General features: G+C 66.0%; 15 protein-coding genes and 4 pseudogenes. 13 read left to right on the top strand and 6 right to left on the bottom strand.

What is annotated here, in order from left to right; all coding sequences use genetic code 11:
• Positions 1-176: 176 nt before the first annotated feature.
• From ABFB10_RS00875 to ABFB10_RS00860, 4 genes are all read left to right on the top strand, one after another.
• Positions 177-440 (top strand): hypothetical protein, encoded by a 264-nt coding sequence (locus tag ABFB10_RS00875; RefSeq protein WP_347164942.1) that lies wholly within the window; start codon positions 177-179, stop codon positions 438-440.
• A gap of 28 nt (positions 441-468) precedes the next feature.
• Positions 469-804, top strand: a complete 336-nt coding sequence (locus ABFB10_RS00870) for a helix-turn-helix domain-containing protein (RefSeq protein WP_347164941.1) — start codon at positions 469-471, stop codon at positions 802-804.
• 111 nt (positions 805-915) lie between these two features.
• On the top strand, positions 916-1893 hold the full coding sequence (locus tag ABFB10_RS00865; protein ID WP_347164940.1) for an HpcH/HpaI aldolase/citrate lyase family protein: 978 nt from the start codon (positions 916-918) through the stop codon (positions 1891-1893).
• 162 nt (positions 1894-2055) lie between these two features.
• Positions 2056-3162: a glycerate kinase type-2 family protein gene (locus ABFB10_RS00860; protein ID WP_347164939.1), complete on the top strand. Its 1107-nt coding sequence runs from the start codon at positions 2056-2058 to the stop codon at positions 3160-3162.
• Between the two features lie 389 nt (positions 3163-3551).
• Here ABFB10_RS00860 and ABFB10_RS00855 read toward each other — a convergent pair.
• From ABFB10_RS00855 to ABFB10_RS00830, 6 genes and pseudogenes are all read right to left on the bottom strand, one after another.
• Positions 3552-5925, bottom strand: a pseudogene (locus tag ABFB10_RS00855) (trimethylamine N-oxide demethylase).
• Positions 5926-6047: 122 nt separating this feature from the next.
• Positions 6048-6923, bottom strand: coding sequence for a bifunctional 5,10-methylenetetrahydrofolate dehydrogenase/5,10-methenyltetrahydrofolate cyclohydrolase (locus ABFB10_RS00850; RefSeq protein ID WP_347164938.1), 876 nt, complete (start codon positions 6921-6923; stop codon positions 6048-6050).
• Positions 6920-7822, bottom strand: a complete 903-nt coding sequence (gene folD, locus ABFB10_RS00845; protein ID WP_347164937.1) for a bifunctional methylenetetrahydrofolate dehydrogenase/methenyltetrahydrofolate cyclohydrolase FolD — start codon at positions 7820-7822, stop codon at positions 6920-6922. Before folD ends, ABFB10_RS00850 begins: the two co-directional genes overlap by 4 nt.
• Before the next feature lie 182 nt (positions 7823-8004).
• On the bottom strand, positions 8005-9681 hold the full coding sequence (locus ABFB10_RS00840) for a formate--tetrahydrofolate ligase (RefSeq protein ID WP_347164936.1): 1677 nt from the start codon (positions 9679-9681) through the stop codon (positions 8005-8007).
• Between the two features lie 29 nt (positions 9682-9710).
• Positions 9711-12489: pseudogene (gene fdhF, locus ABFB10_RS00835) on the bottom strand (formate dehydrogenase subunit alpha).
• Between the two features lie 3 nt (positions 12490-12492).
• Positions 12493-14178: an NAD(P)H-dependent oxidoreductase subunit E gene (locus tag ABFB10_RS00830; RefSeq protein ID WP_347164935.1), complete on the bottom strand. Its 1686-nt coding sequence runs from the start codon at positions 14176-14178 to the stop codon at positions 12493-12495.
• 760 nt (positions 14179-14938) lie between these two features.
• Here ABFB10_RS00830 and ABFB10_RS00825 point away from each other — a divergent pair.
• From ABFB10_RS00825 to ABFB10_RS00785, 9 genes and pseudogenes are all read left to right on the top strand, one after another.
• Positions 14939-15106, top strand: a pseudogene (locus ABFB10_RS00825) (FadR/GntR family transcriptional regulator); the annotation flags it as partial.
• A gap of 26 nt (positions 15107-15132) precedes the next feature.
• Complete coding sequence (locus ABFB10_RS00820) at positions 15133-15633, top strand: FadR/GntR family transcriptional regulator (protein WP_347164955.1); 501 nt, start codon at positions 15133-15135, stop codon at positions 15631-15633.
• Positions 15634-15651: 18 nt separating this feature from the next.
• Positions 15652-16623, top strand: coding sequence for a Bug family tripartite tricarboxylate transporter substrate binding protein (locus ABFB10_RS00815; RefSeq protein WP_347164934.1), 972 nt, complete (start codon positions 15652-15654; stop codon positions 16621-16623).
• A gap of 10 nt (positions 16624-16633) precedes the next feature.
• On the top strand, positions 16634-17119 hold the full coding sequence (locus ABFB10_RS00810; RefSeq protein WP_347164933.1) for a tripartite tricarboxylate transporter TctB family protein: 486 nt from the start codon (positions 16634-16636) through the stop codon (positions 17117-17119).
• A gap of 9 nt (positions 17120-17128) precedes the next feature.
• Positions 17129-17752, top strand: a pseudogene (locus ABFB10_RS00805) (tripartite tricarboxylate transporter permease); the annotation flags it as partial.
• Between the two features lie 133 nt (positions 17753-17885).
• A complete protein-coding gene (locus tag ABFB10_RS00800; RefSeq protein ID WP_347164932.1) occupies positions 17886-18629 on the top strand; it encodes a tripartite tricarboxylate transporter permease in 744 nt (247 codons plus the stop codon).
• A 22-nt stretch (positions 18630-18651) separates the two neighbouring features.
• Positions 18652-19191, top strand: coding sequence for a 2,4'-dihydroxyacetophenone dioxygenase family protein (locus ABFB10_RS00795; protein WP_347164931.1), 540 nt, complete (start codon positions 18652-18654; stop codon positions 19189-19191).
• Entirely contained in the window at positions 19188-19961 is a 774-nt protein-coding gene (locus tag ABFB10_RS00790; RefSeq protein ID WP_347164930.1) for an SDR family NAD(P)-dependent oxidoreductase, read from the top strand. Before ABFB10_RS00795 ends, ABFB10_RS00790 begins: the two co-directional genes overlap by 4 nt.
• Positions 19962-19979: 18 nt before the next feature.
• On the top strand, positions 19980-20993 hold the full coding sequence (locus ABFB10_RS00785) for a zinc-dependent alcohol dehydrogenase (protein WP_347164929.1): 1014 nt from the start codon (positions 19980-19982) through the stop codon (positions 20991-20993).
• Positions 20994-21664 lie beyond the last annotated feature (671 nt).

Here is a 21664-nt window from a genome sequence, read left to right as displayed (position 1 = left end):
TCTGGGTTATATAATTTGTTGAAAGTTAAAAAAACGTCCCTTAATCCTGCTTTTGGGCATCCAAAATGGTGGGGAAGTTCCTACCCATTTGGGCAAGTATTCCGTTGTATGCCGTTCCAGACACCCCCCAAATGGGTGGTTTCTTCCGATTAACGCTTTAACTTCAAAGGGGTGACATGAAGGCGGATCTGATAGACATCATGCTGGGGGACGGAAATCCCCTCGTGCTTTCGGCCATGTCCGAAGTCTTCGAGCGCGATCCCCGATTCTCGCTGGTCGCCACCAGCGCCACCGCCGAGGGTTTTCTGGGGATGATCATGCGGGTGCCAGTGCGCGTCTGCGTGCTGGACTGGAACATCCCGGCGCTGGGGGCGGAAAAGCTGATCGAGGTGCTGCGCGCGCAGGACAGGGCGCCGCGAGATCGTCGCCTACGGACATGACGCCGACCCGGCAAGCCCGCGCAGGGCCATGGCCTCGGGGGCCGCGGCCTTCGTGTCGCGGGCGGCGCCGATCGACGCGCTGGTCCAGACCTGCGTGGATGTGGCGGCGGGCAAGATGGTCTTTCCCTATCTCGACATTCGCGAGCTGAAGACCGATCCGATCGCCACGCTGTCGCGCAAGGAACGCGCGATCCTCGACGCCCTCGCCGAGGGGCTCACCAACAAGCAGCTGGCCGAGCGGCTGGACATTTCGACCAACACGGTCAAGTTTCACCTGTCCAACGTCTTCGACAAGCTGTCGGTGAAAAACCGCGCTCAGGCGATTGCCCATTACTACGCATCGCAGGCCAAGGGGGGCGGGTAAGCCCCCTCCCGGTGTGCACTCGTATGCAAAAAAATTTCTTGACGGGAATAAAAATATAAAGAATGCCATTAGGGGTCCACACGCAATATCCTTTCAGAGAGGTCCCCGACCATGTCCTTCCACGCCATCGACCAAGCCCCGGCCCGTCTTAACCGATCCGAGTTGGCAGTGCCCGGTTCGCAGCCGCAAATGTTTGAAAAGGCAGCGCAATCCGACGTAGACGTGATCTTCCTCGACCTCGAGGACGCGGTCGCTCCGGACGAAAAGGAACAGGCGCGCCGGAACATCATCAAGGCCCTGAACGAGATCGACTGGGGCACCAAGACCATGTCGATCCGCATCAACGGGCTCGACACGCATTACATGTATCGCGATGTGGTCGACGTGGTCGAACAGGCCGGTGACCGGCTTGACCTGATCATGATTCCCAAGGTCGGGACCGCCGCCGACGTCTATGCCGTCGACATGATGGTGACCCAGATCGAAGACGCCAAGGGCATGAAAAAGCGAATCGGTTTCGAGCACATCATCGAGACCGCGCTTGGCATGCAGAACGTTTCCGAGATCGCCGCCGCCTCCAAGCGCAACGAAAGCCTGCACTTCGGTGTCGCCGATTACGCTGCCTCGACCCGCGCGCGCACGACGATCATCGGCGGCGTGAACCCCGATTACTCGGTCCTGACGGACCCGGATGTGAACAGCACGCGCGAAACCCATTGGGGCGACATGTGGCACTATGCGCTGGCCCGCATGGTGGTCGCCGCGCGCGCCAACGGGCTGCGCCCGATCGACGGCCCCTTCGGTGATTTCCGTGACCCCGACGGCTACCGCGCCGCCGCCAAGCGAGCCGCCGTTCTGGGCTGCGAGGGCAAATGGGCCATCCACCCCAGCCAGGTCGCGCTGGCCAACGAGGTCATGTCGCCCTCTGACGCCGAGGTCGAAAAGGCCGGTCGCATCCTGACCGCCATGGCCGAGGCCGAAGCCGCCGGCAAGGGCGCCGTCTCGCTGGACGGGCGGCTGATCGACTACGCCTCGATCCGCCAGGCCGAAGTTCTGGTCGAAAAGGCGCGCCAGATTGCCGCCGGATAAGATTTCCGACTTCAGACAGGACGCGGCCCGGGCTTTCCGGGCCGCGACACGACGCGCCGACCCGGCGCTGGCCATGCGCGATTGCCTCGACTCCTCCCCCTCCCCAAGGCCGCGCATGGCCACCGAACCATCGTGCTTGCCGTCGGTAAGGCGGCCCCCGCCATGGTGCGGGCGGTCCTGCCCCGCATCGACGGCCCGCGCCTGTCGATCTGCGTAACCCACCGCGAAAACACGGAAAAAACACCGGGCTCCGAGATTTTTCGCGCCGGGCACCCGGTGCCCGACAGTGTCGGGGCCGCCGGCGCGCATCGCATGCAGGAGGTGCTGGCCAGCACCGAACCCGGTGACCGGGTGATCGCCCTGATCTCGGGCGGCGGCTCTGCCCTGCTGCCCGCGCCGCCGCCGGGGGTCACGCTGGACGACAAGCAGGCGCTGAACCGGCTGCTGCTGGCCAGCGGGCTGGATATCGTCGCCATGAACCTGATCCGGCAACAGGTGTCAGAGCTGAAAGGCGGCGGCATGGCCCGCCTTGCCGCGCCTGCGCAGGTGACCGGTTACATCCTGTCGGACGTGATCGGCGACGACCTGCGGGCCATTGCCAGCGGCCCAACCGCCGCGCCCATCGGAACCGCCGAAGAGGCAAGGCAGCTCCTGCATGATGCCGGTCTCTTCGAGCGTCTGCCCGAAAGCATCCAGCGCCATCTGCGCCGCGCGGCCCGGGTGCCTTTCCCGGGCGATACCGTCAACCACCTGATCGGCGGCAACCGCGAAAGCGTTCTGGCGGCGGCAGAAAGCCTGCGCCACGACTACGACGCCCACGCCATCGAGACCCCGCTGACCGGCGATGTCGGAGAGGCGGCGGTCTCGATCTTTCGCACGCTGCGGGACAGTGCTGCGGGCGACCGGCCCCGTGCGATCCTCTGGGGCGGTGAAACCACCGTGCGGGTGCGCGGGCGCGGTCTGGGCGGGCGCAACCAGGAACTGGCGCTGAGGCTGGCCGCGCTTGCCGATGCCCAGCCGGTCGCCGCGCCCTGGACCTTCCTGTCCGGCGGCACCGACGGACGCGACGGCCCCACCGACGCGGCGGGCGCCATCGTGGACCAGGAGACGCTGAACCGCATCCGCGCGCGCGGTCAGCCGCCTGAACGTTACCTGGACAACAACGACAGTAATGCGGCGCTGCGCCTGTCGGACGATCTCCTGATCACCGGCGCCACCGGCACCAATGTTGCAGATGTGCAAGTTTTGCTGATTGGCCGGGGCCCCTAGCCCGGTCAAGTCGCGCCATCCCCGGGTCGCTTCAGCGCCCGGGGGTGTGCACCTGATCCTCATCTTTCCAACTATCTTGCAGTGACTTGAGCGCATCTCTTCAGGGATCGCGGCAACTCTGTCGTGCCACGGCGATGAGGGGGCGGGCGGTCTCACACAGAAGGTCGGCCCATCCTGAGGTGATCGTCATAGGACAAGGATGGGAAACACTCTCCCCTCGCCCAGCCGGCTGGAATACGGCATTCGTACTCGGCTAACCCTGCGCCGATCTGCGTCCACGAAAAAACCCGGCGGTGCAACGAATGCACCACCGGGCTCAGTTTGGACAGGGTAACGAATGGGCGGGGCGGGCGTCCCTCGTTGCCGAGGGGCGCCCGCGACGCCGCGGGTCAGGACCGCGGACGTTCCTTCTTGGGGTCGTAGGCGGCCAGATCCGCGCGGATCGTGGCGGGCAGACGCTTCTGATGACCGTCTAGCTTGCCGATCTCCAGCTTCGTGCCCGGCGCGGAATGCGCCACGTCCACCCGCGCCATGGCAATGTTCCGGCCCAGCAGCGGCGAGCGCATCGACGAGGTGATCTCTCCGATCTGCGCCCGCCCGATGTGCACGCAATCGCCATGCGACACCGCGACGTTGCTGTCGATGTCCAGCCCGACCAGCTTGCGCGCCGGGGTGTCCTTGCGGCGGATCAGCGCGTCGCGCCCGATGAAATCGTCCGGCTTGGACTTGAGCGGCACGGTAAAGCCGATGCCCGCCTCGAAGGGGTCGGTCTGGTCCGAGAAATCATAGCCCGCAAAGATCAGCCCGGCCTCGATCCGCACCATGTCCAGGGCCTCGAAGCCCAGCGGGGTGATGCCATGCGGCTGACCGGCCTCCCAGACCGCGTCGAAGACCTCTCCGGCGTGTTTGGGGTGGCAGAAGATCTCGTAGCCCAGTTCGCCGGTGTAGCCGGTGCGGCTGATCACCACCGGAACGCCCTGTTCGTTGTTCAGGCGCGCGGGCGTGAAGCGGAACCAGTCGAGATCGTCGAAGTTCGGCTGGTGCGGCGCGGTCCAGATGATCTTGCGCAGCAGGTCGCGGCTTTCCGGGCCCTGCACCGCGATATTGTGCTGCATGTCCGTAGAGGACCGGATCAGCACCTTCAGACCCAGCTCGTCGGCCTTTTCGCGGATCCACTCGCCGCCGTAGTCGGAGCCGCCGATCCAGCGGAAGTTGTCCTTGCCCAGCCGGAAGACGGTGCCGTCGTCCACCATGCCGCCGTGCGGATAGCACATCGCGGTATAGACCACGCCGCCGACCGGCAGGGTCTTCATGTTGCGGGTGAAGACGTATTGGCACAGCGCCTCGCTGTCGGGTCCGGTGATCTCGAACTTGCGCAGCGGGCTGAGGTCGGTCACGACAACCTTCTGGCGGCAGGCGTGATACTCCGCGATCGGGCCGGCGGTCGCCATGCAATTGGCAAGCCAGTAGCCGTTGTATTCGATGAAGTTGTCGGTGAACCGGTCGAACCGGTCGTGAAAGGCGGTCTGTTTCGTCATCTTCGCTTCCGCATCTGGGGTGGGCCGGTACGCCACGGCGCGTTGAAAGGTTTCCTTGCCGCTGTAGGTGCGGACATGGATGTCAGTCGGATTCCAGCCGTTTGCAGCCGAGGTGTCGTCCGGGCAGGCAGAGCTGACGCAGACAAGGTCGGTCAGCGCCCGCAGCAGCACGTAGTCCCCGGGCCGCGACCATGGCTCGTCCGAGTACATGACGCCGTGCTCGTCGAGGCCGGTGTTGAAGAAGAAGTTGATCGCCATCCAGCCCTTGCGTCCGGTCACCCCATGCGGCGCAAGCACCGCGTTGAAGTTGTCGGAGCAGTTGACGTGGCCGGGATAGCCGATGTCGTCGTAATACTTGGCCGAGCAGGCCAGCGCGAAGGCATCGTGCCGCCCGCAGGTGTCCTCGATGACCTCGACCAGCGGCAGCATGTCCTGATCGTAGTATTTCGCATGCAGACCCGGCATCGGGTAGGCGTGTTCCATCAGCGTCCGGGTCGTGGTCACATCCAGCGCGTGCTCGATGCCCTTGTCCAGTTTGCGCGCGGAAAAGCACTGGAAATCCGTACATTGCTTGCCGTTCACGTCAAGGATCTGGATATAGTCCCCGGCCTTGACGAAATAGGCCTCGGCGGTCGCCGAATGCACGCGGACGTCGGCCACAGGATCGGCCAGCGGGTCGGGCAGTTCGAACGTCTTGACGGTTTTCAGGGTGGCGCGGCGAATGTAGACGGTCAGCGGTGTGGCCGTGTCCTGCGCCTCGAAATCCATGATGCCGCCCGGGGCCGCGATGATCACGGTGCCTTCGCCGGTTGCGGTGAAGCTTTCCGTCGTGCGCGCCGGAGTCGTCGCGCCGAACAGCGTCACCGCCGTCGCGCGGGCAAGATCCAGACCCCGTGCCTCGATGCCCATCCGCAGGCTGCGCAGCGAGCGGTCCTCCGAGGTCAGCAAAGCCTTCAACCCCGAGGCATCCCCCTGCCCCGTCGCCCCGATCAAGCCGGGATCGAAACTGCCGTCCGGGTGGGCGCAGACGATCTCGCAGGGCTGGCCGCCCTCGGTGTTCTCGATCTCCAGTGCGGTCGCCGGCCTCCAGTCGGACCAGGATCGCGCCGCGGCCCTCGACCACGTAGCGTTCGCTGCCCGGCGGCATGGAAAAGACCTTCGGCTCGAAGATGCCGCTGGGTCGCGGCGGCCCCGGCACCACATTGGGAAAGCGGGTATCCAGCATGTCCTCTCCTTCCGGCTTTTGCCTTTGCGGAAAAAATATTTAATGAAAAGAATATACACCGCCTTCGGTATCAAGCAAGAGATTTGCGATGCCTCTTGCAGTGAACCGCTGGCGGCGCGGCTTCAGGTTCTCCAGCCCGCCGCCTGCTGGCGCTGGTAGGCGCGCATCGCGTTGCGCATCAGCATGGCGACGGTCACCGGACCGACGCCGCCCGGAACCGGGGTGACCCAGCCGGCGATTTCCTTCACCGCCTCGGTGTCGACATCGCCGACGATATCGGTCGAGCCGTCCGGGTGGATGCGCTGGTTGATGCCGATGTCGATGACCGCGGCCCCCGGCTTGACCATGTCCGGCCCGATCAGATGCGCCTTGCCGACGGCGACGACGATCACGTCCGCGCGGCGGGAATGCATCGCGACCGAGCGCGTCAGGTGGTGACAGACCGTCACCGTGGCGCCTTCGGCCATCAACATCATCGCCGCCGGTTTGCCGACGATCTCGGAATGCCCGACCATCACGACCTCCAGCCCCTTCATGTCGAGCCCGGTCTCGCGGATAAGCTCGACCGCGGCGGCGGCGGTACAGGGGGCCATGGCGACATCGTTGTAGACGATATTGCCGATCGAGGCCGGGTTCATGCCCTCGACATCCTTCAGGGGATGGATGGCGGATTGCAGCGAGCGGACGTTGATGTGATCCGGCACCGGGCGCTGCAGGATGATTCCCAGCACGTCGGGATCATCGTTCATCGCCTGGATGCGGGCCTTGCATTCGTCCTGTCCGACCTCGCCGCCCCAGAATTCCTGATCGAAGGGCAGGCCCGCAAGCGCGGCGGCGCGGGCCTGATTGCGGACGTAGACGGCGACCTCGGGGATGTCCCCGATAGAGATCGAGACCAGCTTGCCGATCCGCCCGGCCGCCCCTGTCATGGATTGAACCTCTGACAGGATGCGGTCCCGGACGGGTTTGCCTAGCAGATACCGGGGGTCCGGTTTCATGCGGTCAGGCCTTCCGGCTCTGCAAGGCCGTTGGCGCGGCAGCAGGCGGTCAGCGTGTTGGCCAGCAGGCAGGCGATGGTCATCGGGCCGACGCCGCCCGGCACCGGGGTGATCGCACCCGCCACCGCCGCGCAGCTGTCGTAGGCCACGTCGCCGACCAGCCGGGTCTTGCCCTCGCCCTTTTCCGGGGCGTCGATGCGGTTGATGCCCACGTCGATCACCGTCGCGCCCGGCTTGATCCAGTCGCCCGGCACCATCTCGGGGCGGCCCACCGCCGCCACCACGATATCGGCGCGCCGCACCACATCCGCCAGAGCCTTGGTCCGCGAATGCGCGATGGTCACCGTGCAGCTGTCGCCCAGCAGCAGCTGCGCCATCGGCTTGCCGACGATGTTCGACCGCCCGATCACCACCGCGTCCATTCCCGACAGCGAGCCATGGTGGTCGCGCAGCATCATCAGGCAGCCCAGCGGCGTGCAGGGCACCATGCTCTTCTGCCCGGTGCCCAGAAGGCCGACGTTCGAGATGTGGAAGCCGTCGACATCCTTGGCCGGATCGATGGCATTGATCACCAGATCCTCGTCCAGATGCTTGGGCAGCGGCAGCTGCACAAGGATGCCGTGCACCGCCGGATCATTGTTCAGCCGGTCGATCAGCGCCAGCAGGTCGGCCTCGGGCGTGTCGGCATCCAGCTTGTGCTCCCACGAGTTCATGCCGACCTCGACGGTCATCTTGCCCTTCGAGCGGACATAGACCCGGCTGGCCGGGTCTTCGCCCACCAGCACCACCGCGAGGCCGGGCGTGATGTCATGTTCCTGCTTCAGCCGCGCTACATGCTCGGCCACCTGTCCGCGCACCGTGGCCGCGAAGGCCTTTCCGTCGATGATCGTCGCTGTCATTTCTGTCTCCCGCCCGGACCCGCATGGCAGATCCGCTATACTTAAAGAAGCTCTTCCATAGCCCGAGTAGCGGCAGCAGGAACAGCGGTCACCCCGCGCCTCTGCGAGGTCGCGGGAACGGGGGACGCTGACGCGCCCCCTGCCTGCCGCCGGACAGGATCCTGCCGGCGGCCGGTCCGGTCTTAGAACAGGCCTTCGATCTGGCCCGCGTCGTTCAGGCGGATGTTCTCCGCCGAGGGCACGCGCGGCAGGCCCGGCATGGTCATGATCTCGCCGCAGACCACGACGATAAAGCCCGCACCCGCCGAGAGGCGCACTTCGCGCACCGGCACCGAGTGGCCCGTGGGCGCGCCGCGCCGGTTGGGATCGGTGGTGAAGGAGTACTGCGTCTTGGCCATGCAGACCGGCAGGTTGCCATAGCCCTGCTCTTCCCAGAGCTTCAGCTGGTCGCGGATCTTCTGATCCATCAGGGCCTCGTCGGCGCGGTAGATGCGCTTGCAGATGGTCTGGATCTTCTCGGCCAGCGGCATCTCGTCGGGGTAGATCGGCGAGAAGTTCGCCTGACCGGCCTCGGCCACTTCGACAACCTTGCGCGCCAGATCGGCAGAGCCTTCGGAACCCAGCTCCCAGTGGCGGCTCAGCACCGCCTCGGCGCCGTGCGTCTTCGCGAATTCGCGGATCGCCTCGACCTCGGCATCGGTGTCGGTGACGAAGTGGTTGATCGCCACAACCACCGGCACGCCGAAGGACTTGAGGTTCTCGATGTGACGGCCCAGGTTCGGGCAGCCCTTCTTGACCGCCTCGACGTTTTCCGCGCCCAGATCGGCCTTGGCCACGCCGCCGTTCATCTTCATCGCCCGCACGGTGGCCACGCAGACCACTGCCGACGGGGCCAGACCCGCCTTGCGGCACTTGATGTTCATGAACTTCTCGGCCCCCAGGTCGGCGCCGAAGCCCGCCTCGGTGACCACGTAGTCGGCCAGTTTCAGCGCGGTGGTGGTGGCGATGACAGAGTTACAGCCATGCGCGATATTGGCGAAGGGGCCGCCGTGCACGAAGGCCGGGTTGTTTTCCAGCGTCTGCACCAGGTTCGGCTGCATCGCGTCCTTCAGCAGCACGGTCATCGCGCCTTCGGCCTTGATGTCGCGGCAGAAGACCGGCGTGCGGTCGCGGCGGTAGGCCACGATCATGTCGCCCAGGCGCTGCTCTAGGTCCTTGAGGTCCTTGGCAAGGCAGAGGATCGCCATGACTTCCGAGGCCACGGTGATGTCGAAGCCCGCTTCGCGCGGGAAGCCGTTGGCCACACCGCCCAGCGAGGCGGTGATCTGGCGCAGCGCGCGGTCGTTCATGTCCACGACCCGGCGCCACTGCACCCGGCGGACGTCGATTTCCTGCTCGTTGCCCCAGTAGATGTGGTTGTCGATCATCGCCGACAGCAGCGAGTGCGCCGAGGTGATGGCGTGGAAGTCGCCGGTGAAATGGAGGTTCATGTCCTCCATCGGCACGACCTGCGCCATGCCGCCCCCGGCGGCGCCGCCCTTCATGCCGAAGTTCGGCCCGAGCGAGGCTTCGCGGATGCAGATCATCGCCTTCTTGCCGATGTGGTTCAGGCCGTCGCCCAGACCCACGGTGGTGGTGGTCTTGCCCTCACCCGCCGGCGTCGGGTTGATCGCGGTCACGAGGATCAGCTTGCCGTTGTCATTGCCCTGCACCGAGTTGATGAAGTCCTGGCTGACCTTGGCCTTGTCGTGGCCGTAGGGCAGCAGGTGATCGGTGGGAATGCCCAGCTTGTCGCCGATTTCCTGGATCGGCTTTTTCTTTGCGTCGCGCGCAATCTCGATGTCGGTTCTATAGGCCATGATTGGATGTCCCTGTTGTTTGACTTGGCTTATTCGGCTGCGGTGTGGGTGATCGCCTCGACGCGCACCGCAGAGAACTTGAATTCGGGGATCTTGCCGTAGGGGTCGATCGCCGGGTTGGTGAGGACGTTCGCCGCCGCCTCGACATAGGCGAAGGGCACGAAGACCATGTCTTCGGACACCGCCCTGTCGGCGCGGGCCATGATCTCGATGCTGCCGCGCCGGGTGGTCAGGCGGATCATCTCGCCCGGGCTGACGCCAAGCGCGCGCAGCGTCTTGGGATGCAGCGAGCAGTTGGCCTCCGGTTCCACCGCATCCAGAACAGAGGCGCGGCGGGTCATCGACCCGGTGTGCCAGTGTTCCAGCTGGCGACCGGTGGTCATGATCATCGGGTAGGCTTCGTCCGGCGCCTCGTCCGGCGGGATCACCGCGGCGGGGGTAAACTTCGCCCGGCCCTCGGCGCGCGGGAAGCCGTCGCCGAAGACCACCGCCTGCCCCGGATCGGTTTCCGACAGCGAGGGATAGGTCACGGTCTCGGTTTCCAGCCGCTCCCAGGTGATATTGTCGAGCGAGGCCATCACCTGCTTCATCTCGGCAAAGACCTCCGAGACGTCGCTGTAGTCCCAGGGCAGACCCAGCCGCTGGGCCAGTTCGACCGTGATCCGCCAGTCGACGCGCGCGTCGCCCGGGGGCGGCACTGCCGGGCGGACCCGCTGGACCTGCCGGTTGGTGTTGCTGACCGTGCCGTCCTTTTCGTAAAGCGCCGAGGCGGGCAGGATCACATCCGCGAAATAGGCGGTCTCTGTCAGGAAGATGTCCTGCACGACAAGGTGTTCCAGCTTGGCAAAGGCGTCGCGGGCATGTTCCACGTCCGGGTCGGACATGGCCGGGTTCTCGCCCTGGATGTACATGCCCTTGATGTTGCCGGCATAGACCTGATCGACGATCTCGGTCACCGTCAGGCCCTTCTTGTCGGACCAGTCCTCGTCACGGCCCCAGACCCCGAAGATATCCTCGCGCACCGCCGCATCCTCGACAGAACGGTAATCCGGCACGAACATCGGGATGAGACCCGCGTCCGACGCCCCCTGCACGTTGTTCTGCCCACGCAGCGGGTGCAGGCCGGAGCCGGGACGCCCCACCTGCCCAGTCATCAGCGCAAGGCTGATCAGGCAGCGCGAGTTGTCGGTGCCGTGGATGTGCTGGCTGACGCCCATGCCCCAGAAGATCATCGCCGCCTTGGCACCGGCGAAGGTGCGGGCGACGTCGCGGATCACCTCGGGGTCGATGCCGCAGATCGGCGCCATGGCTTCGGGGGTGAAGGCCTTCAGGTGTTCCTTCTCGGCCTCCCAGTTCTCGGTGTAGGCGTCGATATACTGCTTGTCGTAAAGCCCCTCCTCGACGATCACGTTCATGATCGCGTTCAGCATCGACACGTCGGCGCCGGGGCGGAACTGCAGCATCTGGTAGGCAAAGCGCTTCATGCCCTGCCCGCGCGGATCCATGACGATCAGCTTGCCGCCGCGCTTGGTGAACTGCTTGAAGTAGGTCGCGGCGACGGGGTGGTTCTCGATCGGGTTGGCGCCGATGATGATCGCCACATCGGCGTTCTCGATCTCGTTGAAGGTCGCGGTCACCGCGCCCGAGCCGACGTTCTCGATCAGCGCCGAGACCGACGAGGCGTGGCACAGCCGCGTGCAGTGGTCGACGTTGTTGTGCTTGAAGCCCTGACGGATGAGCTTCTGGAAGAGATAGGCCTCTTCGTTGGTGCATTTGGCAGAGCCGAAGCCCGCCACCGACTGGCCGCCATGGGCCTGCCGCAGCTTGGCAAGCCCGCCCGCCGCGGCCTGCATCGCCTCTTCCCACGAGGCTTCGCGGAAGTGGGTCATCAGGTTGCCGGGATCGACGTTCATGCCCTTGGGCGGCGCGTCCTCGCGGCGGATCAGCGGTTTCGTCAGGCGGTGGGGGTGGTGGATATAGTCAAAGCCGAAGCGTCCCTTGACGCAGAGGCGACCTTCGTTGGCGGGGCCGTTGATGCCCTCGACATATTTGACCTTGCCGTCCTTGACCTTCAGCGAAACCTTGCAGCCGACGCCGCAGAAGGGGCAGACGCTTTCGGTTTCGCTGTCGTAATCGGCGCTGTCGCCCTGCTGGTTCGCATCGACCACGGTGGCGGGCATCAGCGCGCCGGTCGGGCAGGCCTGCACACATTCGCCGCAGGCGACGCAGGTCGAGGCCCCCATCGGGTCGGCGAAGTCGAAGGTCGGCCAGGCGTCGTGGCCCCGGCCCGACATGCCGATCACGTCGTTGACCTGCACCTCGCGGCAGGCGCGCACGCAGAGCCCGCACTGGATGCAGGCATCAAGGTTCACCGACATCGCCACGTGGCTGTCGTCGAGCAGCGGGATGCGGCCCTCTTCCAGCTTGGGGAAGCGGCTGACGTCGAGGCCGGTTTCCTCGGCCATGTCCCACAGGTGCGACGACCGGTCATGCGCCACCTCGCGCTTGGGCTGGTCGGCAAGCAGCAGTTCCATCACCATCTTGCGGGCGCTTTCGGCGCGCGGCGTGGCGGTCTTCACCACCATGCCCTCGAGCCGGTTCGCGGATGCACGAGGCGGCAAGGGTCCGCTCGCCCTCGATCTCGACCATGCAGGCGCGGCAGTTGCCGTCGGGGCGATAGCCGGGCGCGGGCTTGTGGCACAGGTGCGGGATCTTCAGGCCCCGCCCGTTGGCGACTTCCCAGATGGTCATCCCCGCCTCGGCGGTGACATCCTCGCCGTTCAGGTTGAAGGTGATTGTCTCGCTCATGGCTCAGATCTCCTCCGGGAAATGTTTGATGGTCAGGCGGATGGGGTTCGGCGCGGCCTGTCCGAGGCCGCAGATCGAGGCGTCGACCATGGTCTGGCTCAGCTCTTCCAGAAGGGCGGTGTCCCAGCGGTCGGCCTGCATCAGCTTGACGGCCTTCTCGCAGCCCGCCCGGCAGGGGGTGCACTGGCCGCAGCTTTCATCCTCGAAGAAGCGCAGCATGTTCAGCGCCGCATCGCGGGCGCTGTCGCGGTCCGACAGGATCACCACGGCGGCGGAACCGATGAAGGTGCCGTGCGGTTGCAGCGTGTCGAAGTCCATCGGCACGTCGTTCAGGCTGGCGGGCAGCAGACCGGCAGAGGGGCCGCCGGGCTGGTAGGCCTTGAAGACATGGCCGTCGAGCATGCCGCCCGCCGCCTCGATCAGGTCGAGGATGGTGGACCCGGCGGGCAGCAGATGCACACCGGGGTTCTTGACCCGGCCCGAGATCGAGAAGGACCGCATCCCCTTGCGCCCGTTCTTTTCAACGCCGTTCAGGATCTCTGGGCCCTCGCGCAGGATGCGCGCCACCCATTTCAGCGTCTCGACGTTATGAACCAGAGTCGGACGGTCGAAGATGCCGACCTGCGCCACGTAGGGCGGGCGGTGGCGCGGGATGCCGCGCTTGCCCTCGATCGATTCGATCATCGCCGACTCTTCGCCGCAGATATAGGCCCCTGCCCCGCGCCGCAGGTCGATATAGCCCTTCTCGACCAGACCCGCCTCTTCCAGCGCCGCGATTTCCTGCCGCAGGATATCCAGCACCGCCGGGTATTCGTCGCGCATGTAGATGAAGCACTTCTCCGCCTCGACGGCCCATGCCGCGATCAGCATGCCCTCGAGGAACAGATGCGGCGTGCGTTCAAGGTAATAGCGGTCCTTGAAGGTGCCCGGCTCGCCCTCGTCGCCGTTGACGGCCAGGTAGCGCGGGCCTTCGGCGGCACGCACGAAACTCCACTTGCGGCCCGAGGGGAAGCCCGCGCCGCCCAGACCGCGCAGCCCGGCCTCGAGCATGGTGTCCTGCACCGCGTCCACGGTCTGGCTGCCGCCGCGCAGCGCCTCCAGGGTGTCGTAGCCGCCGCCCTTGCGGTAGGCCTGCAGGGCCTCGTAGTCGGGCAGATGGGCATGGGTCTCGCCCCGGGCAATGGCCGCATGCACCTTGTCGGCTGTGGCGTGGTCGATGTGGTTGTGGCCCAGTTCCAGCACCGGCGCCGTGTCGCAGCGCCCCATGCAGGGCGCGCGCAGAACCCGAACCTGCGCCGGGTCCAGCCCCTCTTCCAGCGCGCTTTTCAGCTGCGCGGCCCCGGCCAGTTCGCACGACAGCGAGTCGCAGACGCGGATGGTCAGGGCGGGGGGCGGCGTCTCGCCCTCCTTGACCACGTCGAAATGAGCGTAGAAGGTGGCAACCTCGTAGACCTCGGCCATCGACAGGCGCATCTCTTCGGCCAGGGCGCGCAGATGCGCCGCCGAAAGGTGGCCGTAGCGGTCCTGGATCAGGTGCAGGAACTCGATCAGAAGGTCGCGGCGGCGCGGCGAGTCGCCAAGGAGCGTCTGGATGTCGACCAGCGCCTCATCGTCGAATTGGCGCCCTTTCGGTGTGCGGCGGCCCTTGCCACGGCCCGATTTCCAGATCCCGACGTCGTCCAGCGACATGCCACTTGTCCTTTCGAGTTCAGTGCGTCTGCCTTTTCCCTATAATCAATTTCTTTTCCTAGCAGTCAACATTTGATTTCGCTTGACTGGCTGTGATCCGCGACCCCGGAGGCGCTAACAGGACACGATTCTCCACCATCGGCGCATCCTGTGCACAACAGGAAAGACGACCGCCCCGCCTTCCGTCGATTCGCGGGACCGGAACCCCGGGATGGCCCGCGCCACACTGACGTGATCCCTGTGGATTTCGCGTTCTTTGCCGGGGCTTGGTCCTCTCCTGATCACTGGGATACCCCCGCCGGGCGCGCCCGTCGAGGCTCCTGTCTGCGGTTGACGGCGAATTCGGCCTTCGCGCCACGCGGCGGTCAGTGCCCGGAAGCGGCGCAGGGGCCGGGCTTTCGCGGAAAGCGTTGATGCGCGGGCCGTCTTCGGCGGGGCGCACTCCACCGCAAAGGCCGCAACTCCCCGAGAATTTCGGATGACGGGACATGCCCTTGCCGTCGACCGAATTGCCTGAATCACGGCCCTGTTTCGCGGCATTCCGCCCGGGATGCGGGACAACCTGACCGCCGGATCGAATGGTACGATAATTCAGAGTCATTAATCATACCATTGACGCAGCCCCTGATTCATCCTACCTCCGGCCCGGTGGTGCGGCCGGGACGGAGGACTGGCCGACCCCGGCAGGGGAGGTATCGATGAAACACATGAATTCTGCCGCGCCTCCGGGCGACGCTACCGGCCAGCCAAGGCTTCTGAAGTGCTCGACATTCTCGGGCGCCGGATCGTTTCAGGGGCCTATGGCGAAGAGGCGGCCCTGCCCGTGGAGAAAGACCTGATCGAGGAACTCTCGGTCAGCCGCACCACCCTGCGCGAAGCCATCAAGACGCTTTCGGCGCTGGGTCTGCTGGAGGTGCGCACGCGTCATGGCACGCGGGTCCGTCCCCGGCAGGACTGGAGCCTGCTCAGTCGGGACGTGCTGCGCTGGATGCAGCCCGACGACGGCTTCAATGTCGAACTGTCCTCGGCCATCGACGAGGCGCGCGAGGTCTTCGAGCCCGCCGCCTGCGCGCTGGCGGTACCGTTCGCGCCGAGCGGCGCGAGATTACCCGCATCCGGCTGGCCTATGAGGCCATGGAGCAGGCCGCCGAACACGATGACGTCCCTGCGGCCATCCAGGCCGACAAGGATTTTCACCTGGCCATTCTGGCGGCGACGGGAAACCCGATCCTGCAGGCCTTCGACACCGCCATCGACGCGGTGCTGGGGCAGTTGTTCAAGGCCGCCATCGAGATTCACATGGAGAGCTTTCGCAAGAACCTGGTCAATCACCTGCGGGTTCTGGAAGCGATCGAGCAGCGCCGGCCTGAAGAGGCACGGCAAGCGATGCTCGACATGATCGGCATCACGCGCCGACACCTGGAGAAATACGAGCTTACCAAACCTATCAGCTGAAATCAGGAGGAAAACTATATGCTGAAGAACACCCTGCTGGCGATGGCCGCAGCGGTGGCCACCACCGGTATGGCCGCTGCGGAGTATCCCGAAAAACCCATCACCATGATCGTGCCGTGGAATGCGGGCGGCGGCACCGACGCAATTGCGCGGACTCTGGCCAGCGGGCTCGAGTCGCAGCTGGGCGTGCCGGTCTCCGTCGTCAACCGCTCGGGCGGGGCCGGTGTGGTGGGCCACAACGCGATGGTGACGGCGCCCACGGACGGCTATACCATCGGCTTCGCGACCGCCGAGATGCTGACCTATTACTGGACCGGCAACGCCGAGTTTCAGGCCGACGATTTCACGCCTGTCGCCCTGATCAACTTTGACCCGGCGGCCTTTCATATTGCCGCAAGCAGCGACTGGCAGAACGTCGAAGAGGCCGTGGCCGCGATCAAGGCCGACCCGGAAGGCACCTACAAGATGTCGGGCGCCGCGGTCGGTGCGGCCTATCACCTGGCCTTCGCGGGCTTCCTGCAGCAGCAGGGCATCGATCCGCTGAAAGTCACCATGGTGCCGTCTCAGGGCGCCGCGCCGGGGTTCCAGGAACTGGCCGCCGGTGGGGTGCAGATCATCCCGTCGTCCCTGCCCGAAGGCAAGACGATGATGGATGCGGGCCTGTCGCGGGCCATCGCCGTCTTCGCGGACGAGCGCAATGCATCCTTCCCCGACGTGCCCACCGCAACCGAGCAGACCGGCACACCCTACGCCGGTGGCACATGGCGCGGGGTCGTCGGTCCGGCGGACATGGACGCCGCCGCCGTGGCGCGGCTGGAAGAGGCCACAAAGGCCGTCTTTGAAAGCGAAGCCTTCCAGACCTTCATGGCCAAGCAGGGCTTTGGCGCCGAGTTCCGCGGGTCCGAGGATTTCGCGACCTTCCTGAACGAAACCCAGCAAAGCGTCGGCGAGGTCATGAAGTCCATCGGCCTGTCGCAACGCGACAACTGAGGACAGGGCGATGCGGCTTCCCGATTTCTGGACAGGACTGGGCTTTGCCTGCCTCGGCAGCTTCGTGGTGCAACGGGCCACCGGCTTTCCCGAACCCGCGGGGGCCGCATCGCCAAGATTGTTTCCCTATATCATCGGCAGCGGGCTTTTGCTGTTGGGCATCGCCATCGCGGCGCGCAGTTTGCGCGCCCGCCGCGCAGCAGGACACGGCGGCTTTTTCCGGCCCGAGGCCCCCGACTGGATGCGCAATCCCCTCGCCTTGGCGCGGGTGCTGCTGATCCCGCTGAGCATCGTGCTTTTCGGCCTGCTCGCCCCGGCCTTCGGCACGCTTCTGGTGGCTACCCCGCTGATCTTTCTCAACGCGCTGGCCTGGCAGGAGAAACCGCTACCGGCACTGCTTTCGGCGGTGACGATCTGTGTGATCGTCACCCTGTTCTTCACGCGGATCATGCGGGTTCCCCTGCCCACCAGTTCCTTTTTCAGCCCCTGGTTCTGAGGTCTCGTCATGGATGTGTTTCTGTCTTCCCTGCAAATGGTCTTCAGCTTTCAGGTGATCGGGGTGATCCTGCTGGGCGCCGCCTTCGGCCTGTTCGTCGGCGCCACCCCGGGGCTGAGCGCGACCATGGCGGTCGCCCTGCTGGTGCCGGTCACCTTCTTCCTGTCGCCGGTCGCGGCCATCGGCGCCATCGTCGCCTGTTCGGCCATGTCGATTTTTGCCGGAGACATCCCCGGAGCCCTGCTGCGCATCCCCGGAACGCCAGCCTCGGCGGCCTATATGCGCGAGCTTGACGCGCTGACGCAGAAGGGCCGCCTCGACCTGTCGCTGGGGCTGTCGATGAGCGTCTCGGTCCTCGGCGGACTGGTCGGCACCGCGGCGCTGGTGATCGCGGCCCCGCAACTGGCGCGGGTGGCGCTGAAGTTCTCCAGCTACGAATACTTCTGGCTGTCGCTGCTGGGCCTGTCCTGCGCCACCATGGTGGCGGGCAAGGACAAGCTGAAAGGCACCCTGTCGCTGTTGCTGGGCCTGGCGCTGACCATGATCGGGCTCGACGTGACCTCTGGCCTGCCGCGCTATACCTTCGGCGTCATCGACCTGCAGGCCGGAGTCTCGCTGATCGCGGTCATGATCGGGGCCTTCGCCGTCGCAGAGATCCTGCGCTCGTACCGCGGCCCCGCTGACGCAGCCGAAAACACCGCCCGCCGCCGGTCTGTCGATCCTGAAGGGCCAGCCCGGCAACCTCTGGCGGTTCAAGCTGCCGGTCTTGCGCGGCAGCCTGCTGGGCACGGTGATCGGCGCGCTGCCCGGTGCCGGGGCCGATATCGCCGCATGGATCGCCTACGCGGTCAGCCAGCGGTTCTCGAAGGTCAAGGCCAACTACGGCAAGGGCGAACCGGAGGCCATCGCCGGATCCGCCTCGGCCAACAACGCTGCGCTTTCGGGAAGCTACGTGCCGGCGCTGGTCTTTGGCATCCCCGGGGATTCCATAACCGCAATCGTTGTCGGCGTGCTGGTGCTCAAGGGCATCCAGCCGGGGCCCATGGTCTTTGTCACCTCGCCCGATCTGGTCAACGCGATCTACATCGTGTTCGTCCTTGCGAACCTGCTGATCATCCCGCTGGGGCTGGCGGCGGTGATGGGCGGGCGCCACGTTCTGGGGCTGCGTCCCGGCCTGCTTTACCCGGCAATCCTGCTGATGTGCGTGCTGGGCACCTTCGCCACCAACAACGCGCTCTTCGATCTCTGGACATTGGCCGCAATCGGCGTGCTGGTCTGGATCATGGAAGCCAATGACTATCCGGCGGCACCGCTCGTGCTGGGCCTGGTGCTTGGCAAGATCGTCGAGGAAAGTTTCATGTCCAGCATGATCAAGGCCGACGGCAACCTGCTGACCTTCTTCGAGCGTCCCATCGCGGGAACGCTGGGCGTCATCACCATCCTTGTCTGGGTTCTTCCGCCCCTGCTCGGCCTCTGGCGCAGGACCCGTTCCAACCCTGAACTTACGTAACTCCACAAAAAAGGAGGCTCTCATGCCCGTCGAACCCGACAAAGCCGAAACGCGCGACGATGCGCTCACCCCGTACCAGCTGCCCTTCCCCAAGGATGCCGCCGAAGAGATCGTCATCCCCGAGGCCATCGCCACCGACGAACGTGTCTGGGTGCCGCAGACTGAATCGGTGTCCTTTCGCCCGCTCTGCCTGAATGCCTCGCAGGGGTACTGGATGAACCTGCTGCGCGTGCGCAAATCGGGCGTGCTGTCGCGCCACCGCCATCCGCAGCCGGTGCATGGCTTCGTGCTGAAAGGCCGCTGGCACTATCTGGAACACGACTGGGAAGCCCGCGAAGGCGGCTATGTCTACGAGCCCCCGGGCGAGACGCATACCCTGGTGGTGCCCGAGGACGTGACCGAGATGATCACCTACTTCCAGGTCAACGGCGTCATGCTTTACGTCGACCCCTACGGCAAGACCATGGGTTTCGAGGACGTCTTCACCAAGATCGAGATGTGCCGCAACCACTACGAAGAAGTCGGTCTTGGGGCCGGTTACGTGGACCAGTTCATCCGATGATGTCCGGGCAGGCAGAGACAGGCGCCCGGGCGGCGCCCTTCCTCTCGGGTCGGCGGGTCATGGTCACCGGGGGCTCTTCGGGCATCGGTCGCAGCATCGCGAAGGCCTACGCGCAGGCGGGTGCCGACGTGGTGGCCACCGGGGTGGCCGAGGCGGACATCGCCGCCGCCCGGGACTGGGCCGAGACCGAGGGGCTGTCCTCCCGCCTCTCGTTCCGCCAGCTCGACGTGCGGAACGAGGCGGAGGTCGCCGATGTGGTCGGCGGCACCCCGGACCTTTACGCGCTGGTCTGCTGCGCCGGTGTGATCCGCCGCGGGGCCGAGCTGGACCCCGGCGTCTTCGCGCAGGTGGTGGACATCAACCTCAACGGCGCGATGCGCTGCGCCCATGCCGCCAGGCCCGCGCTGGCCGGCACCGGCGGGTCCATCGTCATGACCGCCTCGATGCTGTCGTTCTTCGGCGGCGGCCTGGTGCCGGGCTATTCCGCCTCGAAAGGCGGCGTGGCGCAGCTGACCAAGTCACTGGCCATCGCCTGGGCGCCGGATGGCATCCGCGTGAATGCCATCGCCCCGGGCTGGATCAGAACGCCGCTCACCTCGGGCCTGCAAGAGGATGCCGGACGCGCGGCGGCCATCGTGTCGCGCACACCGATGGCGCGCTGGGGCGAGCCGGGCGACCTGGCCGGCCCGACGCTGTTCCTGACCACCCCGCTTGCCGGCTTCATGACCGGCACCGTCATTCCCGTTGACGGCGGCTATGCCGTCGCCTGACAAAGGAAAACCCGCCCCATGAAAGCCCTTGTCTATACCGGACCGAAATCCGTCGAGGTCCGCGAGACCGAGCAACCGCAGCCCAAACCCGGCGAGGTGCTGCTGAAGCTGCAGCTCTGCGGTGTCTGCGGCACCGATATCGGCATCCATTCCGGCAGCCACCCGCGCGCCGCCGCGCCGCTGATCCTTGGGCACGAATTCGTGGGCGAAGTCGTCACCCCCGGCAGCCGCTTCGGCCCGGGCCAGCGGGTGGTGGCCTATCCCCTGTTCTCTTGCGGAACCTGCCATCCCTGCCGCACCGGCAAGCCCCATGTCTGCAACAGCCTCCGGCTGATCGGCATCGACGGGGATGGCGGCATCGCGCAATATCTCGCGGTGGACGAAGACATGCTCTTCGCGGTGCCGGAAGAGATGGACAACCGCATTGCGGCGCTGGTCGAGCCGATGGCGGTGGCGCTGCGCGCGGTGGAACAATCGGGCATGGGGCTTGCGGACCGCATTGCGGTTCTGGGCGCTGGCCCGATCGGCCTGCTGACCGCGCTTGCCGCGCGGCAAGCCGGCGCAGCCTCTGTCCTGGTGTCGGACGTCGATCCTGCACGGCTGGCCCTGGCGCGGGATCTGGGCTTCCAGCCGGTCGACCTGCGCCACGAGGACCTGTCGGCGCAGGTCCAGACGATGACCGGCGGTGACGGTGTCGATGTGGTCTTCGAATGCGCAGGCGTGGCCGATGCCGCAGGCGACATGACCCGGATCGCCAGACCCGGCGGCACCATCTGCCTGACATCGCTGCACAAATCCCCCTGCCCGGTCGCGCTGCTCGACATCGCCTTCAAGGAGCTGCGCCTGGTAGGCTCGCGCGTCTATACCCGCGAACAGTTCCGCCGCAGCATCGATCTGGCGATGACCCTGGCAGATGATCTTGAACGCCTGATCACCCGCACCCTGCCGCTGAGCCAGTCCGCACAGGTCTTCGAGCTGATCGCCGCCCGGGACGAGGCGAATGTGAAGGTTCTGATCGACTGCACGGCATAGCGCCGTCGGTCGCAAGACCGGTTCGAAGACCCGCGCCGACCCTTGCCCGAAAAGCCGGGAAGGCGATGACCGTCGCCTTCCGGCAGCCCGGGTTGCATCTGCCGCCGATCCCATGCCCCCGGGGCCCCTCAACCGGCGATCCCACCCCTGATCCGCTTCGCCGTCCTTGGCGGCACGGCCCTTCTGGCCCGCCGGAAAGGGGGCGACAAACCGATGGGTCAGCGCCCCCATCGGTTGCTTGCACGGGGGACATCGCAGATCTGCACGCCGCCGAGGGCAAGCCCCCTGCGGTGCCATCGCCCGAACCGGCAGGATCGCAGCCGCAGGCCGGGATACGATCCGGCCTATCCGCCAGTCCGAACCCTCGAAGCGCGGGCCGCATGCCGTCCCGGCGCACTTGCCCGAGGGCATCGGCCACACCCGGCGGTCGGGCCAGAAATCTGCCTGCTCTCCGGATTGGACAAGCCCCTTGAAGCCCCCTATACGCGCTGTGCAAAGCAGCATGCGATGGCGTCGCAGCTTCCGCTGCCCAACCCCGATATTGTCAACCGATGTCCTGAACGCCCGGACTTGCTTCCGCACCATCGCGCGGAGCCTGAAGCTATGAGGTGTCCTATGTCTCTTGCCTCGCCCGACCGGTCGCAGACCATGCGGACCGGATCTTTCGCAGG

It is taken from the genome of Ponticoccus litoralis (assembly GCF_039769985.1).
Classification (GTDB): Bacteria; Pseudomonadota; Alphaproteobacteria; order Rhodobacterales; family Rhodobacteraceae; genus Ponticoccus; species Ponticoccus litoralis.
Note: the sequence above shows the minus strand (reverse complement) of the source record. Positions and strands in the feature narration are given on the sequence as shown.

What these genes read in the sequence shown, in the direction of transcription:
- ABFB10_RS00870 (WP_347164941.1), top strand. Translation starts at nt 469, where the DNA reads ATGGCCTCGGGGGCCGCGGCCTTCGTGTCGCGGGCGGCGCCGATCGAC.
- ABFB10_RS00810 (WP_347164933.1), top strand. Translation starts at nt 16,634, where the DNA reads ATGCGGCTTCCCGATTTCTGGACAGGACTGGGCTTTGCCTGCCTCGGC.
- ABFB10_RS00790 (WP_347164930.1), top strand. Translation starts at nt 19,188, where the DNA reads ATGATGTCCGGGCAGGCAGAGACAGGCGCCCGGGCGGCGCCCTTCCTC.
- ABFB10_RS00875 (WP_347164942.1), top strand. Translation starts at nt 177, where the DNA reads ATGAAGGCGGATCTGATAGACATCATGCTGGGGGACGGAAATCCCCTC.
- ABFB10_RS00830 (WP_347164935.1), bottom strand. Translation starts at nt 14,178, where the DNA reads ATGTCGCTGGACGACGTCGGGATCTGGAAATCGGGCCGTGGCAAGGGC.
- ABFB10_RS00795 (WP_347164931.1), top strand. Translation starts at nt 18,652, where the DNA reads ATGCCCGTCGAACCCGACAAAGCCGAAACGCGCGACGATGCGCTCACC.
- ABFB10_RS00815 (WP_347164934.1), top strand. Translation starts at nt 15,652, where the DNA reads ATGCTGAAGAACACCCTGCTGGCGATGGCCGCAGCGGTGGCCACCACC.
- ABFB10_RS00785 (WP_347164929.1), top strand. Translation starts at nt 19,980, where the DNA reads ATGAAAGCCCTTGTCTATACCGGACCGAAATCCGTCGAGGTCCGCGAG.
- ABFB10_RS00850 (WP_347164938.1), bottom strand. Translation starts at nt 6,923, where the DNA reads ATGAAACCGGACCCCCGGTATCTGCTAGGCAAACCCGTCCGGGACCGC.
- ABFB10_RS00865 (WP_347164940.1), top strand. Translation starts at nt 916, where the DNA reads ATGTCCTTCCACGCCATCGACCAAGCCCCGGCCCGTCTTAACCGATCC.
- ABFB10_RS00840 (WP_347164936.1), bottom strand. Translation starts at nt 9,681, where the DNA reads ATGGCCTATAGAACCGACATCGAGATTGCGCGCGACGCAAAGAAAAAG.
- ABFB10_RS00860 (WP_347164939.1), top strand. Translation starts at nt 2,056, where the DNA reads ATGGTGCGGGCGGTCCTGCCCCGCATCGACGGCCCGCGCCTGTCGATC.
- folD (WP_347164937.1), bottom strand. Translation starts at nt 7,822, where the DNA reads ATGACAGCGACGATCATCGACGGAAAGGCCTTCGCGGCCACGGTGCGC.